Source organism: Streptosporangium sp. NPDC020145 (genome assembly GCF_040631275.1).
Lineage (GTDB): Bacteria > Actinomycetota > Actinomycetes > Streptosporangiales > Streptosporangiaceae > Streptosporangium.
Map to the genome: position 1 here is coordinate 71,733 of NZ_JBEXZT010000010.1, position 17,965 is coordinate 89,697.

A 17,965-nucleotide genomic window follows, 5' to 3' on the forward strand; every position below is an offset into this window, starting at 1 on the left:
AACCCCTGAGGTGCACATGTGCGGTCTGGCCGGTCTGGCCCGTATCGACGGCGGCCACACGGACGCCACGACGGACGCGCTCCTGGAACGGATGGCGCGGATCATCGCCCATCGAGGCCCCGACGACCGGGAACTGCTGCGGCAGGGACCGGTCGGCCTCGCCTTCACCAGGCTCTCCCTGGTCGATCCGGAGAGCGGCGGCCAGCCCCTCTCGACGGAGGACGGCGACCTCGTCCTGATCGCCAACGGCGAGGTCTACAACCACCGTGAGCTGGCCGCGAGGCTTCCCGCGGGCACCCGGCTCAAGGGGGGCTCCGACTGCGAGGTCCTCCTGCACCTGTACCGCGAGCGGGGCGACGCCTTCCTCGACGAGGTACGCGGCATGTTCGCCATCGTGCTGTGGGACCGTCGCCGGGGACGGCTCGTCCTGGCTCGCGACCGGTTCGGCATCAAACCGCTCTACTACCACCGTGACGGCCGGCGCGTGGTGTTCGCCTCGGAGATCAAGGCGCTGTTCGCCGACCCGGCCACGCCACGCTCCCTGGACTGGGAGCAGGCGCTCACCCACCCCATGCTCAGCGCCGCGCCGTACCCGCACCGGGCGGAGGTCCCCTCCACCTGGTTCACCGGGATCGAGTGCGTCCCCGCGGGCCGGATCGTGCAGATCGACCTGGCCGACGGGACGACCCGCGAGCACACGTACTGGTCCCTGCCGACGGCCGACGCGGACGCCTCGGAGGAGGAGTTCGTCCGCCGCTACGGCGAACTGCTGGCCGAGTCCGTGGCCGAGTGCGCGACCGCCGACGCCGAACTCGGGGTCTTCCTCAGCGGCGGCGTCGACTCGGCGGCCGTCACCGCCCTGGCCACGCCGTACGCGGGACGGCTGCACACCTTCACCGTGCTGTCGGCGAGCACCCTGCGCAACGGCGACGCCGAGCACGCCTCCTGGCTCGCCGGGAAGCTCGGCCTGCCCAACCACCAGGTGTGCTTCGAGGCCGACCGGATCCCCTCCCCGGACGAGTGGAAACGGCTGCTGTGGCTGATGGAGCACCCGCAGTGCGGACCCGAGCAGTACTACAAGCACGAACTGCACCGCTACGCCAAACAGGCCAGGCCGGAGCTGCGGGGCATGCTCCTGGGGGCCGCCAGCGACGAGTTCAACGGCGGCTACTCGGTGGACTACAGCGGGGGAGGCGGCTGGGACGCCTTCGTCGCGACCCTCGACTCCATGGCGTGCTCCGGCGCCCTGCGGACCCGCCCCGGCCTGGCGCCCTGGTGGACGCGGACCGACGTGCCGCTGCTGTCCAGGGAGCTGCTCGCCGTACGTGAGGACCCCTACCGGGCCTACCTGGCCGCCGAGTACAGCAAGATCCAGCAGTACAACTGCTGGCACGAGGACCGTACGGCCGCGGGCAGCGGCATCGAGGCGCGGGTGCCGTTCCTCGACCACCGCCTGGTCGAACTGGTCCTGTCCATCCCGCCGAGCCACAGGAAACGGCTGCTGTGGGACAAGACGATCCTGCGGGAGAGCATGCGGGGCGTGCTGCCGGACCGGATCGCCGCCCGGGAGAAGGTCCCCTTCTTCTACGGCGAGGGGCAGCGCCACACCCACCGGGTCTTCCTGCGGATGCTGCGCGGGGACGGGGCGGCGCTCGTCGAGGAGGCCCTGGCCGCGCCGGGCGCCTCCGGCGCGCTGGACGGCCCCGCCGTACGGGGACTGCTGGGGTCGCTGACGGAACGGGACGACCTGGCCCAGGTGGAGATCCTGCTCAGGCTGGTGAACCTGGGGCTGCTGTCCCAGATGGTCGGCGATCTTCCCCCGCCCGTCGTGGACATGTCCGCCGGCCCGGTCCCCGTCGCCTTGGGCGGTGAGAACGAGGCGCGGACGGAGGAGATCCTCGGCTGCGCGCCCTCCGTCGAGCCGGGGTCGGTGCCCGCGCAGGAGGACGGCTTCCTCCTGCTCGCGGACACCACGGCCGAGGGGACCTGGTACGTCGCCGTGGACGGCGCCGTCCGGTACGTGCTGGAGAAGGACGACGACTGGCTGGACCTGCTGCGCTCCGTCGACGGCGCCCGCTCGGTCGCCGAGATCGCCGAACTGACCGGGCGGCCGGGGGACCAGGTGGCACGGCAGGTCGCCGAGGCCGTCGAACACGGGATGTTGCACCTGATCGAGGAGGGGACGGGCCATGCGGGTTGACCCGAGCGGACACCTGGCGGAACTGGCCGCGCGCGGGCTGCTGCCCGAGGACCACCAGGCCGTCTACCTGGCCGGATCCCTGGTCAGGGGCTGGGGCAACTCGGGCAGCGACCTCGACGTCTACGTCGTGTCCACCGCCCAGAGAACCGCCCCGAGCACGGCTCTCGCCCCGGTCGCGCTGACCCCCGACCACGTCCCCGTCGAGGTCGTCCACGTGGACGGCGTCAGGTGGGACATCGAGTACTGGACCGACTCCCAGGTCGACCAGATGTTCGCCAAGGTGTCCTGGGAGGAGTTCGACACCAACCACAGCGTGGCCGACCTGCTCACCTCCCACGAGATGGACTTCCTCGAACGACTCGGCAGCGCCGTGTCCGTCACGGGGGAGTCGTGGCTGGCCGGGCGCAGGACACAGCTGGAGTCCTCGGCGATCCGCTCGATCCTGGTCAGCCGCGCGCTCAACCTGTCGGACCTCTTCGTCGAGGACGCCGTCGGCCAGCTCAAGGCGGGAGACGTGGAGAGCGCCGTGCTCTCGGCCAAGCTCGCCTTCGGCTACGCGGTCAACGCCCTGCACGTCTCGTGCGGGGAGTTCGGCCACAGCGCCAAGTGGCGGGCACGCCGGTTCCGCCAGGTCGAGCAGACCATCATGCCCTTCGAGGAGTACTGGACGATCGAGACCATGCGGGGGTACGACCCGGCGAACCCGGCCGCGTGGGTCGAGGACGTCGTACTGGCGTGCCGCCGGATCTCCATGGAGGTCGTGATCTGATGGAACAGCTGTCCCCCGAGGCCGTACCGGTGCCCAGGCTCGACGTCCGGGTGCGCAACGTCGGCGGCACGATCACCGTCGCCTGGGGCGAGAGCGTCTTCGAGCTCTCCGAGACGGCGGGCTTCCTGTGGAGGCGCGTGGACGGCCGCAGGTCGCTGCGCGAGCTGGCCCTGCTGCTGGCCGGGGAGTACGCGGTCGACGCCGAGACCGCGCTGCTGGACACGGCGGAGACCATGACGGCGCTTGCCGACGGCGGGCTCGTGCGGTTGAGATGAGAGACACGCCGGAGGACTACGGCAGCCGTTTCGAGCGCTGGGACGAACGGGCGGCCGTCAGGGTCAAGCCGCAGCCCGTCATGGACCCCCCGGCGCCGGACGCGCTGTACTTCCCCCCGGAGCTCGTCCCCGTGCTGCGCCATCCGCTGGTCGCCGAGCGGGGGGAGCGGGCGGTCCACGACGCCCTCGCCCAGCACCTCTACCACTACCTGCACTTCACGGTTGAACTGGAACAGCTCGCGATCATCCCCGTCGCGGCCAGGATCGCCAGGGGGCGCTCCGGGCTGGACCTCCCGGAGCGGATGCGCGCCGACGCCTACAAGATCGTGACGGACGAGGCCTGGCACGCCCAGCTCTCCTACGACCTGATCAGGCAGGTCGAGGCGCGCTCAGGGGTCGAGTGGGCCGACGCGGGCACCCCGGCCTTCCTGCGGCGCCTCGACGCCGTCCGCAGGCGCCTCGACCCCCGGGTCCGGGGGCTGGAACGGCTGCTGTTCGCGGTCGTCAGCGAGACGCTCATCTCGACCGTCCTGACCGACATCCCCAGGGACCGGCGGCTGCCGGGGGCCGTACGCGACCTGGTGCGCGACCACGCCGAGGACGAGGGCAGGCACCACGCCTACTTCCGTGACCTGCTCCAGCGGCTCTGGCCCGCGCTGAGCGCCGGGGAGCGCGCCTGCGTCGGCCCTCTGCTGCCCGCGATCGTCGCGGCGTTCGTCGAGCCGGACCGTGAGGCGGCGGCCGTCGTCGCCCGGTCGGCGGGGCTGTCGCGCGAGGAGGCCAGGACCGTCGCGGCCGAGTCGCTCTCGGCGGAATGGACGGCCCGGGACACCGCGTCGAGGGCGCGGACCGTCGTACGGTATTTCGAGGAGGCGGGAGCGCTCGACGACGGCGCGACCATGGAGGCGTTCGTCTCGGCCGGGCTCCTGAACAACGTCCGGGACGGGTGAGAGCGCGCCTCTTTTTCCCCTTCGATCCGATGGGGAATGCCTGGATGGAATACTTGTCCTGGCATCGGATCACAGAGCATCGAGTGGCAGCGGTGTACGGGGTCACGGGTCACGGGGAAGAACGCGATCTGTCTGTGCGCCATGACGAACACATAGGGTGATTAGACATGCTTAGGCCGGTGAAAGCGCGCATCACCAGCAGGGATGTGGCTCAGGCAGCCGGGGTCTCACAGTCGACGGTCTCCCTCGTCCTCACCGGGAAGTGGCCGGGCCGGGTCTCGAAGGAGACCGCGGCCAGGATCAGGCGCATCACCGCGGAGATGGACTACCAGCCGGATCTGACGGCGCGGAGCCTGCGACTTGAGCGAACCGGCACGGTGCTGCTGATCGTTCCCGCGATCACCAACACCTTCTTCGCCAACCTGCACGTGGGGGCGACCCAGGTCGCCAACCAGCACGAGACGACCGTCCTGGTCTATCCCATGGGCACCGACAGGCACGAGCGACTACTCCCGATACCGCAGCAGGCCATCGACGGGATGCTGGTCTACGGCGACGTGGGGACGGAGGCCATCCGCCCGCAGGGCGTCGTGCCGATGGTGCCGCTGGACTGCGACCCCCGGCTGTACCCCGACGCGGTCAACGTGGACATCGCCGTGGGCAGCCGCGAGGCCGCGCGCCACCTGCTGGACCTCGGTCACCACAGGATCGGCTACCTGCACGTGGACCGGCGCGGCGCCTGGATGCTGACGACCAGGCTGCGCTCCCTGCGCGCGGTGGTCAGGCACCGCCCGGGGGCGAGCCTCACGGTGGTCGGCACGACCTTCGACCCCGTGGACGCCCAGCGGGCGGCCCTGGAACTACTGCGTTCTGACCCGGCCCCCACGGCGGTGGTCTGCGAGGACGACAACCTGGCCGTCGTGGTGTTCGCCGCCGCGCGGAGCCTCGGTCTCGACGTCCCGAACGACCTGTCGGTGATCGGCTACAACAACCTTCCGATCAGCGACGTCCTCCACCCGGCGCTGACGACGGTGAACATCCCGGTCACCGAGCTGGGGGCGGCCGGTGCCCAGGCGCTGCACGACCGGCTCGCCGCCAGGCAGCCGAGCCCCGCCGTGCTGCGGAGCTCCCTGGTCGTACGGCAGTCCACCGCCCCGCCCCGTCAGGCCTGACGTTCGCGAGCCCCCGTGAGACCGGGATCACGGTAGATGATCCCGAACGAGGTGAGGAGGAAGGCGACCGGCAGGAGCGCCTGGATCGTCCCGGTGAGGAGCACGGTGGTCGCGCTGCCGAGAGACTGCGCCGCCACCCCTCCGGCCAGCGCCCCCAGGGGAATGGCCCCGTGCGAGATCAACCGGTAGCTCGCCGTCACCCGCCCCATCAGCTCGGGACGGACGATCGCCTGCCGGGCGCTGATGGCGTGGACGTTGTACACGGCCAGCGCGAACGTGCTGACGAACATGCAGGCCACCAGTACGGCGACACGCGGCGCCGTGGCGTCGAGGAGCGTGGCCGAGGCCGCGGCCATCACCCCGATCCCGCTCATGACCTGGGCCGCGAAGATGGTCGGCCCCGCGGGGAACCTGTTGTGGACGTAGGCGGCGAAGGCGGAACCGGCGATGCCGCCCACGGCACCCGCGGCCACGACCACCCCGAGCAGCGCGGGCGTCAGGGCGAGGTGCTGGACCACATAGATGAGGATCGTCACGTCGAACGCCTGGATGCACATGTTGCCGAGGCCGCTGGCCACCCCGAAGGCGAGAACCCGCCGATCCTTGACGAAGTACCGGAACCCCTCGGTGATCGCCGTCCCCCAGCGGAGCCGCTGCGGCCCCTTCCGCCCGGAGAACCTGAGCTTCAGCGTGGACAGCAGGGAGGCCGACAGCAGGTAGGACACCGCGTCGACCAGGAGGGCGTACGGCGCGCCGAGCAGCTGGACGATCAGCCCCGCGAGCCCGGGACCGGCCACGTCGATGACGGAGTAGCTCGTGCTGACCGCGGCGTTGCCGGGGACGAGCTGCTCCTCACCGACCAGCCGGGGAAGCATGGAGTGGTGCGCCACGTCGCCGAGGGCCTTGAACACGCCCATGGCCAGGCCCAGGCCGTACAGCCAGCCCAGACTCAGCACGCCGGTCGCCGTGACGATCGGCACGGTGAGCAGGATCAGTCCTCGGGCCAGGTCGCACCCGGCGTTCACCAGCTTGGCCGGCCAGTGGTCGGCGACGACCCCGGCGAAGGGCAGGACGACGACCGCGGGGACGTACTGTAGGCCGGTCAGCAGGCCGAGCTGTACGGGGTCGGCGTGCAGGACCATCAGGGCGGTCAGGGGCAGGGCCATCAGCGTGACCTGGGAGCCGATTCCCGAGACGGTGACCGCGGTCCAGAACCTGAGGAAGTTCGCGTCGCGGAGCGGGCCTTTCCCAGCCGAGCCTTTCCCCGTCAGGTTTTCCGCGGCCGGGCTTCCTACGGCCGGCCCTTTCCCGGCCGAGTTTTCCGCGGCCGAATCCTTCCCGGCCGAGCCTCCAACGGCCGGGTCTTCCACAGCCCGGCCTTCCGCAGCGGGGTCCTTCGTAGCGGGGCCTTCCGTGGCCGGGTCCTTCATGGCAGGCCGATGACGCCGACGTCGACGAGCGAGGCGTGGTAGGCGGCGATCTCGTCCTCGCCGACCTGGAGCCCGGCCGAGGCGAGCACGCCCCCCATCAGGTGTACGGCCTCCTCCTTGGGGCGGCCGTGGGAGATGCCCCACAACAGGGCGCCCTGCCAGCTGAGCAGCACGGACTCCCCGCGTACCGACTCGATGAGGACACCGCTGCCCTTCATCGGGATCACGCTCACGTCGATACGCCGGGAGTGGTGCCCGGGCACGGCGCCGAGCACCGGCACGTACTCCAGGCCGGTCGCCGCCATCACCAGCAGGTCCTGCGCGAGGAAGCGGTTCCTGCCGACGGCGTCGTCCTCGGCCGTGTACGCGTGGTCGATCACCTCGGTGAGCGAGGCCTTCAGCAGCTCGCTCGCCGAACGCCTCCAGCGGGCCCAGACCCACTTGGTGTTCACGTAGAGGTCGTCCCGCATGCACAGGTAGGCCTCGGTGGCGCGGTGCAGGTACTCCTGGGAGAGATACCTCATGGCGGGCGCGTCCCCGTTGAGAATGGCGCCGCAGATGTCCTCGTTGAGATTGTGCGCGTCGATCGCGTGCCGCGTCATGAGGAGCCGTTTGTAGTCCGGCATGTTGTCGGCCAGGCGTTGCCGCAACGCGGCGAGTTCACCGTCGTCGACGACGACCTCGCCGAGCAGGAAACGGGTGAGAACGTCCAGCCGGTTACGGCTGAACCGCGCGGTCTGGCTGAAGTCGGTGTTCGTCACCCGGAAGACCGTGCTCTCCTGCACGTCCCGGCGCAGTTGTTCGAGATCCAGGTACTCCACGTCCGCGCGCTCGCCCTCGAATTCGAGCTGCGCCGGGGGAAGCGATTCGCAGTCGGCCCTGACGACGAACAGATCGATGTCCGACATCGGGGAACCAAGCCCTGCCGTCGGCGCGCCACCGAGGTAGATCCGGGACACGGGATGTTCCTTCGCGAGCCATTCGGCGGCGCGTCGCCCTCGCGCGAGGACGTCATTCGACATGGGGGTGGTCATAAGCTTTCCGACGCTTTCCGAGGCTCTCGCTGGACGGTTTCCAGAACTGTCACCGGGCAGCTTTTCTGAATCGTCGCCGGACATGTCGTGGAGACCCGGCGACCGGGCGGCTGGGTGCGCGAGCACTCGGTCAGAGGGCACGCGCACCCAGTCAAGCTGGGGAAACTCAACCGTCTCCCGTTGTGGAGGACTACTCCATCCTGGTGGAGATGGTAATCATCGGAGACTCACCCATGGCCGATCACCCCCTTCCTGACCGTCGCGGCGGTGTTTCTCGCGAAACAAGGCCGTCTTTATCAGGAACCGTCTCCCCGGGGCCGTGGGTTTTCCGGCCGCCGTCCTCTTCCACAGGCGACCGCCCACGGGAAGGACGTTCTGAATCCGTTGCCGCAGCGATTTCTCTTCCGGCCCTCCGGCCGATACGGTTCCCTGCCCAACCTTCGTGGCGCCGGAGATCGCCGGGCAACTCTTTCGGTCCCCGCCGAATCGCCGGACTCCCGGGGCTCCCCAGGCTTCGCGGTGCACGGGTCCGGAAACGGCGGTACGCGACGAGTACGGCCCCGTCCCAGGGCGCCGCTGAGTCCGTTCGCCCCCGAGTGGTACCTGTTCGTCGCGACCGTCGCACCGCCCGGGGGTCCCTCCACGGGGCGGAGGACCCGAGGCTCCCCGGCGGATCCGGGCCGCGACGAGCCCCTGGGTGAAGGCCCGATCATCCAGACACACCCCTCCCTTCGCTGGCCTTTTATCGTAGAATGCTCAGTTTTCTGAGGCCCTTCTCCCGGAATTGCCCGGTGCATATGATTCGAGCCGGTTGACGAAGTATCCCGCGCTCGGACCCGGCCGCCTCCGCACGAGGAAAGGGACATCGCAGAGCGGCCGGTCGTACTCCGCCTGCGCCGATGCGGCCGTGCGGCGGGTGCCGCGCGGCGTTTTTCGGAAATCCCGAACAAACGGTGGAAACAAAAGGCGTCGGTTCGGCGGAGCCATTTCCACGTGAGTCACGCCCTTTCTTTTCGTATGCCTCGGAGGCGGAACGATGAACGAACCGATGACGGTCGGTGCCGCGGTTCCCGCTCTTGTCGCGCGCTGGGCGCGGGCGCGTCCTGACCACCCGGCGATCGTGTCCGCCGGTACCGAGCTGACCTACGGCGAGCTGGTCGAACGGGCGGGCCGGATGGCGAGCGTGCTGCGTTCCCACGGCGTCGAGCGGGGCACGCTGGTCCCCCTGGTCGTCGAACGCTCCGCGGAGCTGGTCGTCGCCGCCCTCGCGGTGCTGTTCGCCGGGGGCGCCTACGTGGGCGTCGACGTGGACGAACCGGACGCCAGGCTCGGCGCGATCGTCGCCGACTCCGGAGCCCCTCTCGTCGTCACCCGCGCGGCCACGGCCGGGCGGCTCGGCGGGGGACCGGCCAAGGTGCTGGCCGTTGAGGAACTGCTCGCCGCCGACGCGCCGGTGAGCCTGCCCCCGGAGGCGAGCCCCCTCCCGCCGGTGAGCCCGTCCCCGGAGAGAGGCCCGTCCCTTGGGGCGGGCCCGCTCCCGGAGGTGACGGCCGGCGACGTCTGCTACGTCACCTACACCTCCGGTTCCTCGGGCACGCCGAAGGGCGTCATGGTGGCGCACGGCGGGCTGTCCAACCTGGTCTCCTGGTACGGCCAGGCGTTCGGCGTGGGCCCCGAGGACCGGATCACCCAGTTCGCCCGCCCCTCGTTCGACGCCTGGGCGCTTGAGGTGTGGCCCTGCCTGGCGTGGGGCGCGACGTTGCGCCTGGTCGAGGGGCGGCTGCCGGACTCCCCGGCCGACTTCGCCGAGTGGCTCGCCCGGGAACGGATCACCGTGTGCTTCCTGACCACGGTGCTGGCCGTCGAGATGTTCGACCAGCCCTGGGACCTGTACGGCCACGCGCCCCGTGTCCTGCTCCTGGGCGGGGAGAGGCTGCGCCGCCACCCGCCGTTCGGCCTGCCGTTCGCCGTGTACAACCTCTACGGGCCGACGGAGACGACGGTGGTCGCCACCTGGGCCGAACTCGACCCCGCCGACGTGGTCGGAGGCCAGGACCCGCCGATCGGCAGGCCGTTGCCCGGCCTGCGGACCCATGTCCTGGACGCCGAGCGGCGCCCGGTGCCGCCGGGCACGGTCGGCGAGCTGTACGTCGCGGGGGCCGGGGTCGCGCTCGGCTACCTGCGAAGACCCGAACTGACCGAGGAGCGCTTCCCCGCCGACCCGTTCACCCCGGGCGGGCGCGCGTACGCCACCGGAGACCTGGTCCGCGAGCTGCCCGGCGGTGCGCTCGTCTTCGTCGGCAGGGCCGACGACCAGGTGAAACTGCGCGGCTTCCGGATCGAGCTCGGGGAGGTCGAGACGGCGCTGACCCGCCTGCCCGGGGTCCGCGAGGCGGCCGTGGTCCTGCACGAGCGGGGCGACCGGCTGGTGGGTTACGTCGTGTCCGACGGCCTCACGGAGGACCCGGGGGAGGGTCTGGCCGCTCTGCTGCCCGCCCACATGGTGCCGCAGACGATCGTCACGGTCGAACGGCTGCCCCTGACACCGCACGGGAAGCTCGACCGCGACGCCCTGGCCAGGCGCCCCCTCCCGGCCCGCGTCGCAGGTGAGACCGGCTTCCTGACCGAGGCGGAGCGGGTGCTCGCCGAGATCTGGTGCGACGTGCTCGACCTCGACGAGGTCGGGCGGCAGGACAGCTTCTTCGACCTCGGGGGCGACTCGCTCAGCGCGATGCGGCTGGCGTCACGGGCCAGGGAACGCGGCATCAGGCTCGGCGCCGAGGACGTCTTCGAGCACGAGGTGCTGCACGAACTGGCGGCGGCGGTCGACGCGACGGCGGGTGAGGACAGATGAGCCCCCTGACGAGCTTTTCGACGAGCCCCCTGCCTGAACCGCTGCCCGAACCGCTGTCGGAGTCACTGCCTGAGTCACTGCCTGAGTCACTGCCTGAGTCACCGTCGGAGTCACTGTCTGGGTCACCGTCTGGGTCACTGCCGAGGCCGCTGCGGGTGAGCCTGCTCGAACTGCCGCTCTACACCAACACGCTGCCCCTGGCCTCGGGCTACCTGCAGGCCTACGCCCTGCGGGACCCCGCCGTCGCGGCCGGCTGCGAGTTCCTCGTGCACGCCCCCACGGCGCGGACGCCGGTCGCCGAACTGGTCACGGCGCTGCTCGCGCAGGACGCCGACGTGTACGCGATGAGCTGCTACCTGTGGAACATGCGCCGGATCAAGGAGGTGCTCGACGAACTCGTACGGCACCGCCCCGACGCCTGCTTCGTCCTGGGCGGCCCGCAGGTGATGAACCACGCCGCCGAGTACGTGCCGCCGGAGCTGGAGAACGTGCTGGTGTGCAACGCCGAGGGGGAACGGCCCTTCCACGCGCTGCTCACCGAGCTGCTCACCGCCCGCGAGGGCGCGGCCGTACCGGACTTCACCCGGGTGCCGGGGATGAGCTTCTGGGTACGGGGGGAGCTGCTGACCACCGACAAGCCCGCCCGGATCACGGACCTGGACGAGATCCCCTCGCCGTTCGCCATGGGCCTGTTCGACGGCGGGGAGTACACCTTCGCGGTCGTGGAGACCAACCGGGGCTGCCCCTACAGCTGCTCCTACTGTTACTGGGGCGCCGCGACCAACGACAAGGTCCACCGCTGGGACCTGGAGCGGGTCAAGGCCGACCTCACCTGGATCAGCGAGCACGGCGTCGAGAGCGTCTTCCTCGCCGACGCCAACTGGGGGGCGCTGCCCCGCGACGTTGAGCTGACCCGGCACCTGGTCGAGGGCAAACGGCGCACCGGCTACCCGATGATGATCGCCATCCAGGCGGCGAAGAACCGTCCCGACCGGGTCACCGAGATCACCGAGATCCTCGTGGAGGGCGGCCTGCTGACCAGCCAGCCGGTCTCGCTGCAGACGCTGAGCCCGCAGACGCTTGAGATCGTGCAGCGCGCCAACATCAAGGAGTCCACCTATGTGGAGCTGCAGCTCAAGCTGCACGAGAAGCAGATCAGTTCCTACACCGAGCTGATCTGGCCGCTGCCCGGTGAGACCCTGAAGTCCTTCCAGGCGGGCATCGCCAAGGTGTGCAGAACCGGGGCCGACGCCGTCGTCGCCTACCCGCAACTGCTGCTGCGCAACACCCCCATGTACGGCACGCGGGAGGCGCTGGGCATCGAGACCGTACGGGTCGACGACCCCGTGGCCGAGGCGGACGTGGTCGTGGCCACCAAGTGGGTGACCCGCGAGGACTTCCAGGCCGGGGCCTGGTTCTACTACGCGGTCATCAGCCTCTACAACGCCCGCGCCGCCTTCCACGTCGCCAGGGAACTCGACCGGAGCGGCGTCTGCTCCTACGAGGACTTCCTCGTCCGCGCCGCCGACCACTACCGCCGCCGCACCGACACGGAGATCTGCGCGTTCTTCGCCGAGTCGGTGCGCGGGCTGGGCAACTACGACCTCAACAACATCGGCAAGGTCCTGCACATGGTGCTGCACTCCCACCGGGCGGAGATGGACACCCTGCTTGGGGACTTCCTCGGCGAACAGGGCTGGCTGGCCGATCCCAGACTGCGCGCCGTCTTCGAACTCGACCTGGTGGCCAGACCGTACGTGTACCGGGAGGCCGTCTCCGCGCCCGCGGTGCCGCTCTCGCAGGTGAGGATCGTGGACAGGGACCGCTACCGGCTCGTGGTCGACCTGCCGGAGGCCGCCGTGGGGGCACTCGCCGAAGCGGGTTTCGTCGAGGGCGTCACGGACCCCGGCAGGTACGTCGTCGACCATCGAGGCCGCAGGAAGATGCCCTATCCGCGTCACCGCAGTCTGGAGCACAACGCCGCCTACTGCCAGGCGATGATGAACCGGCTGCGCGACATCCTGCCCTCCTGGCGGGCGGCGGCCGTACGGGATCGGGTTCTCGATGCGTCGTGACCTCTTCACCCGGGAGCACGAGGAGTTCCGCGACCTCGTGCGGACCTTCGTCGCCAGGGAGGTCACCCCGAACCTGGAACGGTGGGAGGAACACGGTGCCGCGGACCGGGCCGTGTGGCTGCGCGCGGGCGAACACGGCCTGCTCGGCCTCGACGTCGACTCGGAGTACGGCGGGGCGGGCGTCGCCGACTACCGCTACCACGCGGTGCTGGGAGAGGAGTTCGCCCGCGCCGGAGCCCACGCCCCGGCGCTCTCCCTGCACAACGAGATCTGCGGCCTCTACCTGCGCACGCACACCACTCCGGAGCAGCGACTGCGCTGGCTGCCCGGCTTCTGCTCGGGTGAGCTGGTCACGGCCGTCGCCATCAGTGAACCGGACGCGGGCAGTGACCTGCGGCGCATCCGGACCAGGGCGGTGCGGGACGGCGACCGTTACGTGCTCAGCGGGCAGAAGACCTTCGTCTCGAACGGGGCCACGGCCGACCTCGTGCTGGTCGTCGCCCGGACCGGGGAACGGCCCTCCGACGCCGGTGTCTTCGTGGTCGAGCCGACCAGGGTCGGGGTGACCAGGGGCAGGACGCTCGACAAGATCGGGATGCGCGCGCTCGACACCGTCGAGCTCTTCCTCTCGGACGTGGAGATCCCGGTGGAGAACCTGCTCGGTCGTGAGGACCGTGCCTTCGCGTACCTGATCAGGACCCTTCGGCAGGAACGGGTGATGCTCGCCGTCTCGGCATTGGCCACCGCCGAACGGCTCTTCGAGGAGACCCTGACCTACTGCGGCAGACGCGAGGTCTTCGGACGGCCGATCGGACGTCACCAGTACAACCGTTTCCTGCTCGCCGAGCTGAGGACCGCGCTCACGGTCGCCCGCGCCTTCACCGACCGCTGTGTGGCCGAACACGACGCCGGACGCCTCACCTCGGAGGAGGCCGCCATGGCCAAGTGGTGGAACACCGAGCTGTGCCAACGTGTGGTCGACCGGTGTGTCCAGCTCCACGGGGGTTACGGCGTGATGCGGGAGTTCCCGGTGGCCCGTGCGTTCGTGGACACCCGGGTCCAGACCATCTACGGCGGAACCACCGAGATCATGAAGGAACTGATCGGCCAGTCCCTTCTGTGACCGGTTCGACGGCTCCAAGCGGATCGGGTGGTTTCCAGCGGGTCCGGCGGCGAACCGGAGCCGGTGCGGACCTGGGGTTTTCCAGCTCCGGCTCCGGGTGGGTGGGTCTTCAGGAGGTCACAGCTTGACGCAGCCGCTTCCGGAGACCCAGGTGCTGGTGAGCAGGTTCGCCCGGTCGCACTCGTAGGTGCCGGCGCTTGAGCCGGACGAGATGGTGATCACGCTTGCTCCTCCATCACCGGAGCCCGTGCACGGATTGCCCCAGACGTGCCAGATGGGGGTGCCTCCGGCGGGGCCCCGCTCGAAGAAGGTCCCGCTGTCGCAGGTGTAGGTTCCGGCGGCGTGCGCGGCCGGAACCATCAGCAGCGGCCCGGCGAGGGCCGCAGCGGCTGCGGTGATGGTGAGACGCTTGATCAGGGACATGGGGGGTGTCCTTTCTGAAAAAGGATGATTGTCCAACTATCCACCCATCCACCCAAGGATCACCCTCACCACACCGTCAGGCTTTTGGACCTTCTCATCTGATCACCGAGAGTGTCGACGGACCCGGAGGTTCAGCGGCGCCGCAGCGACGGGTCGAGCAGGGCGGGCGGGGTGTCGAACTTCTCGTGCGGGGCCAGATCGACACCGGGGGCGACGATCGCGTCGATCGCGTCGAGGACGTCGGCGGAGAGCACCGTGTCCGCGGCGTCGAGCTGCGAGCGCAGGTGGTCCAAAGTGCGGGGGCCGATGAGCGCGCAGGTCACGGCGGGGTGCGCGGTCACGAACCCGAGCGCGAGCTGGATCATGGTCAGTCCCGCCTCGTCGGCGACCTTGGCCAGTCGCTCGACGGCGTCGAGCCTGGCGCGGTTGGCGGGGATCGCGGTGTCGAAACGCTGTGGCATGAACGTCGAGCGGCTGGTGGTGATCTCCCGGCCCTCACGGATCGCTCCCGAAAGCCAGCCGGAGGCCAGTGGACTCCACGCCAGCACACCGAGTCCGTACTGCTCGGCCACGGGCAGCACGTGGGTCTCGACACCGCGCTGCAGGATTGAGTAACTGGGCTGTTCGGTGACGTAACGCCCCAGATGGTTCTCGCGGGCGGCCCACTGAGCCTGCACGATGCGGTACGCGGGGAAGGTTGAGGAGCCGAAATAACGGATCTTCCCCGCGCGTCGCAGGTCGGTCAGGGCCGACAACGTCTCCTCGTCGTCGGCGCTCGGGTCCCAGCGGTGGATCTGGTAGAGGTCGACGTGATCGACGCCGAGGCGGCGCAGACTGTCGTCCAGCGCGGTGACCAGCCAGCGGCGCGAGCCTCCCCGGTGGTTGCGCTCCTCACCCATCGGCATGGCCGCCTTCGTGGCCAGCACGATGTCGTCGCGGCGCCCGGCGACGGCCTTGCCGACCATCTCCTCCGACTCGCCCGCGCTGTACATGTCGGCGGTGTCGATGACGTTGATCCCGCCGTCGAGGGCGGCGTCGACGATGGCGGTGACCTCCTCCTGGGTGGTGCGGCCGATCTGGCCGAAGTTCATCGCGCCGAGTGCGAGGGAGCTGACCTGCACACCGGTGCGGCCCAAGGTGCGGTACTGCATGGCCGTGTTCCTTCCGTCAAAGGTGGGGGAGCTTGGACACGGGGGCCCGTTCTGCCATCATGAATAAACGGGACGATGTCCCGATTAACGATATGGAACGTTGTCCCGTTTAGCAAGCTCGACGGCGGAGGGAACGGCGCGGTGAAGAACAGCGACGAGAACGCGGGGAGTACGGCCCGCCCCAAGCGGGCGGACGCCCAGCGCAACAAGGAGGCCCTGCTCGACGCGGCCGCCGCGATCTTCGTCACCTCGGGCGTCGAGGCGCCGGTACGTGACATCGCGGCCAAGGCGGGCGTCGGGACGGCCACGATCTACCGCCACTTCCCGACGCGGGCGGACCTCATCATCGCCGTCTACCGCCACCAGGTCGAGGCGTGCGCCGAGGCCGGACCGGCCCTGCTGGCCTCGGGCGCGACGCCGTACGTGGCGCTGGAGCGATGGATCGGCCTCTTCGTCGACTTCCTGGTCACCAAACACGGTCTCGCGGCTGTGCTGCAGCCGGACAACCCCGGCTTCGACACGCTGCACGCCTACTTCATCGACCGTCTCGTGCCCGTATGCGGCCGGCTGCTCGACGCCGCGGCCGACGCCGGTGAGATCCGATCGGGCATCCAGGCCTACGAGCTCATGCGCGGCATCGGGAACCTCTGTATCGGCGCGGGCGGCGATCCTCGCTACGACGCGCGCCGCCTGGTCGAACTCCTCGTGGCGGGCCTGAGGAATGCCGACGGGTCGTGAATCCCCACGGGTGAGGACCGACAGGTTCGCTCAGGGGCCGCCCCGAGGGCTCTGACGGTGGAAGCGGTGAGGAGGGCGAGCCTCATGGTTCCGGCTTCCACCGCGGCCCTTCGTCTCTCGGTCGTGACGAACGGGGGACGTCGTGAGTGGATGTCGGGCGGAGCGTTGACGGTTACGGCCTCGCGCCCTTTCGGGCGCCGGTGGTGAACCCGGCGGTCTGCGGATCGCCGGTCGTGCCGGCGGCGACCGAGGTCAGCATGCTGACCACCGCCGCCATGCCCGCCACCGAGACCACCGCGGGCCAGGCGACGTCGAACAACCCGGCCTGCCTGGCGCTCAGCGCGGCCAGGGCGCTGGAGGCCGCCGCCCTGATCATCCGCTCGACCGTGTCCGCCCAGTACGTCCCGGTCAGGAGCCGTCGTGTCGTCATTGTGATCTCCTCATCTGCGCCGGGGTCGGGGCGCTCTGGAGGGTGGATACTTCCATGACCGTAACTATTTGTAGTTTTGTGAACACTTACCGTCACAGTGAGGAAGTCATCACTCCACCCGTGCGTAAGCGGCCGTACTCGCAGTGGCGCTGGGCGCCGGGACCCTGGCAGCCGCCGCCCCCGCGTCCGCGGCGCCCGTCGGATGCCGGCCGACCTACCCCTACAGCGGCGCGGTCACGACCTACTGCTCGGGTGGCACCGGTGAGCACAGGGCCGTCTGCCTCTACCGGGACGGCCAGACCGTCCTGAAGAACTTCGGCGCGTGGGTGCCCACCACCGCCTCCTCCTCCACCTGGTGCCCGCCCGCCTCCATGATCGGCGGCAACGTCGAGACCAGGGGCTGACGGCCGCGCCAAGCATGTCGGCGACGCCCCGCCGTCCTGTGGTGACTCCACCGCGGGACGGCGGGGCGTCGCCGTGTCCCCGGCCTTCCGGCCACGGCCCGGTCGTGTGGAAGCGCCGTGGGGAACGCGTCGTGGGGAGTGCGGAGGCCGGGAAACCGTACGGTTCTGCGGAAGGGTGGGGACGCGTGGAACGGACGGTCGCCCGTCAGGTGCCGTAGGCGCGCAGGAACGTCTCGACGGCGGCGCGCACCACGGCGTGCGTCTCGGTGTCCGGAACCTGCCTGGTGCCCAGCCCGGAACGTACCTCCATCGGGCCCGTCAGCAGCGCGAGGAACTGCTCGGCGGCCATGTCCGGGTCGTCCGTGCGCAGGCGGCCGGTGAGGGCGAGTCGCGCCAGCCGGTCGGCCAGGGCGTGACGAACGCGCTGTTCCCCCTCCTGGTGGATGGCCTCCACGAGGGAGGGGAACCGGGTGACCTCGGCGTGCAGGAGCCGGCGAAGCGCCCAGGACCGCTCGTCGCAGTGGCACCGGAGCAGGTGGTGACCGACCTTTTCCAGCATCGCGTACGTGTCGGCTTCCGGGGCGCGGAGCTGGTCGAGCGCCGTCAACGCCTCGGCGAACGTGTCATGGGCCGCGGCTCGCATCGCCTCGTGGAACAACGCCTCTTTGTCGAGCAGGTGGTTGTAGATGGTCGGCTTGGCCACGCCGGCCTCGGCCGCGATCTCCCGCACGCAGGACTGGTCGTAACCCGTACGGGCGAAGACCCGGAACGCGGCCGCGAGGATCGCCTGTCGTTTGTCGACGCGTCCGCGCCGAACGTTCGGCCTCGGCGCAGACGAGGTCGTGGCTCCGTTCACGTGAGCATCGTACCTCTCTGTACCCGACGGTTCATTTTTCTGAACCGATCAGTTGAAGTGGATCGCCTGGTTCGCTAACTT

At 70.1% G+C, this 17,965-nt stretch carries 16 protein-coding genes; 10 read left to right on the top strand and 6 right to left on the bottom strand.

Annotation, left to right across the window (positions count from 1 at the left end; all coding sequences use genetic code 11):
• Positions 1-16 precede the first annotated feature (16 nt).
• The 5 genes from asnB to ABZ463_RS20145 all read left to right on the top strand — a co-directional run bounded on the left by asnB (position 17) and on the right by ABZ463_RS20145 (position 5,366).
• Entirely contained in the window at positions 17-2,200 is a 2,184-nt protein-coding gene (gene asnB / locus ABZ463_RS20125) for an asparagine synthase (glutamine-hydrolyzing) (protein ID WP_362777830.1), read from the top strand.
• The gene (locus ABZ463_RS20130; protein WP_362777832.1) at positions 2,190-2,969 is read left to right on the top strand and encodes a hypothetical protein; all 780 of its coding nucleotides are present in this window, start codon (positions 2,190-2,192) and stop codon (positions 2,967-2,969) included. Before asnB ends, ABZ463_RS20130 begins: the two co-directional genes overlap by 11 nt.
• Positions 2,969-3,244 (top strand): PqqD family protein, encoded by a 276-nt coding sequence (locus tag ABZ463_RS20135; protein ID WP_352011058.1) that lies wholly within the window; start codon positions 2,969-2,971, stop codon positions 3,242-3,244. The genes ABZ463_RS20130 and ABZ463_RS20135 overlap by 1 nt, the downstream gene beginning before the upstream one ends.
• Positions 3,241-4,194, top strand: coding sequence for a diiron oxygenase (locus tag ABZ463_RS20140; RefSeq protein WP_362777836.1), 954 nt, complete (start codon positions 3,241-3,243; stop codon positions 4,192-4,194). The genes ABZ463_RS20135 and ABZ463_RS20140 overlap by 4 nt, the downstream gene beginning before the upstream one ends.
• 179 nt (positions 4,195-4,373) lie before the next feature.
• A complete protein-coding gene (locus ABZ463_RS20145) occupies positions 4,374-5,366 on the top strand; it encodes a LacI family DNA-binding transcriptional regulator (protein ID WP_352011056.1) in 993 nt (330 codons plus the stop codon).
• Here ABZ463_RS20145 and ABZ463_RS20150 read toward each other — a convergent pair.
• Together ABZ463_RS20150 and ABZ463_RS20155 are read right to left on the bottom strand one after the other, a co-directional pair.
• Complete coding sequence (locus tag ABZ463_RS20150) at positions 5,357-6,796, bottom strand: MFS transporter (RefSeq protein WP_362777840.1); 1,440 nt, start codon at positions 6,794-6,796, stop codon at positions 5,357-5,359. The genes ABZ463_RS20145 and ABZ463_RS20150 overlap by 10 nt on opposite strands.
• Complete coding sequence (locus tag ABZ463_RS20155) at positions 6,793-7,755, bottom strand: hypothetical protein (RefSeq protein WP_352011054.1); 963 nt, start codon at positions 7,753-7,755, stop codon at positions 6,793-6,795. Before ABZ463_RS20155 ends, ABZ463_RS20150 begins: the two co-directional genes overlap by 4 nt.
• 1,111 nt (positions 7,756-8,866) lie before the next feature.
• Here ABZ463_RS20155 and ABZ463_RS20160 point away from each other — a divergent pair.
• The 3 genes from ABZ463_RS20160 (at position 8,867) to ABZ463_RS20170 (ending at position 13,882) form a co-directional block, all read left to right on the top strand.
• A complete protein-coding gene (locus ABZ463_RS20160) occupies positions 8,867-10,684 on the top strand; it encodes a non-ribosomal peptide synthetase (protein WP_362777843.1) in 1,818 nt (605 codons plus the stop codon).
• A gap of 155 nt (positions 10,685-10,839) precedes the next feature.
• A complete protein-coding gene (locus tag ABZ463_RS20165; protein ID WP_362777846.1) occupies positions 10,840-12,759 on the top strand; it encodes a radical SAM protein in 1,920 nt (639 codons plus the stop codon).
• Complete coding sequence (locus ABZ463_RS20170) at positions 12,749-13,882, top strand: acyl-CoA dehydrogenase family protein (protein ID WP_362777848.1); 1,134 nt, start codon at positions 12,749-12,751, stop codon at positions 13,880-13,882. Before ABZ463_RS20165 ends, ABZ463_RS20170 begins: the two co-directional genes overlap by 11 nt.
• A gap of 117 nt (positions 13,883-13,999) precedes the next feature.
• Here ABZ463_RS20170 and ABZ463_RS20175 read toward each other — a convergent pair whose 3' ends face one another.
• Positions 14,000-14,305 carry a hypothetical protein gene (locus tag ABZ463_RS20175; RefSeq protein ID WP_352011050.1) on the bottom strand — a complete coding sequence of 102 codons (306 nt, stop codon included), beginning with the start codon at positions 14,303-14,305 and terminating at the stop codon, positions 14,000-14,002.
• 131 nt (positions 14,306-14,436) lie between these two features.
• On the bottom strand, positions 14,437-15,456 hold the full coding sequence (locus tag ABZ463_RS20180; RefSeq protein ID WP_352011049.1) for an aldo/keto reductase: 1,020 nt from the start codon (positions 15,454-15,456) through the stop codon (positions 14,437-14,439).
• A 141-nt stretch (positions 15,457-15,597) separates the two neighbouring features.
• On the opposite strand from ABZ463_RS20180, the gene ABZ463_RS20185 reads away from it, so the two are divergent.
• The gene (locus ABZ463_RS20185; RefSeq protein WP_362777853.1) at positions 15,598-16,194 is read left to right on the top strand and encodes a TetR/AcrR family transcriptional regulator; all 597 of its coding nucleotides are present in this window, start codon (positions 15,598-15,600) and stop codon (positions 16,192-16,194) included.
• Between the two features lie 172 nt (positions 16,195-16,366).
• Here the strand turns inward: ABZ463_RS20185 and ABZ463_RS20190 are convergent, their stop codons facing one another.
• A complete protein-coding gene (locus tag ABZ463_RS20190) occupies positions 16,367-16,624 on the bottom strand; it encodes a holin (RefSeq protein ID WP_352011047.1) in 258 nt (85 codons plus the stop codon).
• 143 nt (positions 16,625-16,767) lie between these two features.
• On the opposite strand from ABZ463_RS20190, the gene ABZ463_RS20195 reads away from it, so the two are divergent.
• Positions 16,768-17,028, top strand: coding sequence for a hypothetical protein (locus tag ABZ463_RS20195; protein WP_362777857.1), 261 nt, complete (start codon positions 16,768-16,770; stop codon positions 17,026-17,028).
• A 205-nt stretch (positions 17,029-17,233) separates the two neighbouring features.
• On the opposite strand, the gene ABZ463_RS20200 is transcribed toward ABZ463_RS20195, so the two are convergent.
• Positions 17,234-17,884, bottom strand: a complete 651-nt coding sequence (locus tag ABZ463_RS20200; protein ID WP_362777860.1) for a TetR/AcrR family transcriptional regulator — start codon at positions 17,882-17,884, stop codon at positions 17,234-17,236.
• Positions 17,885-17,965: the final 81 nt, after the last annotated feature.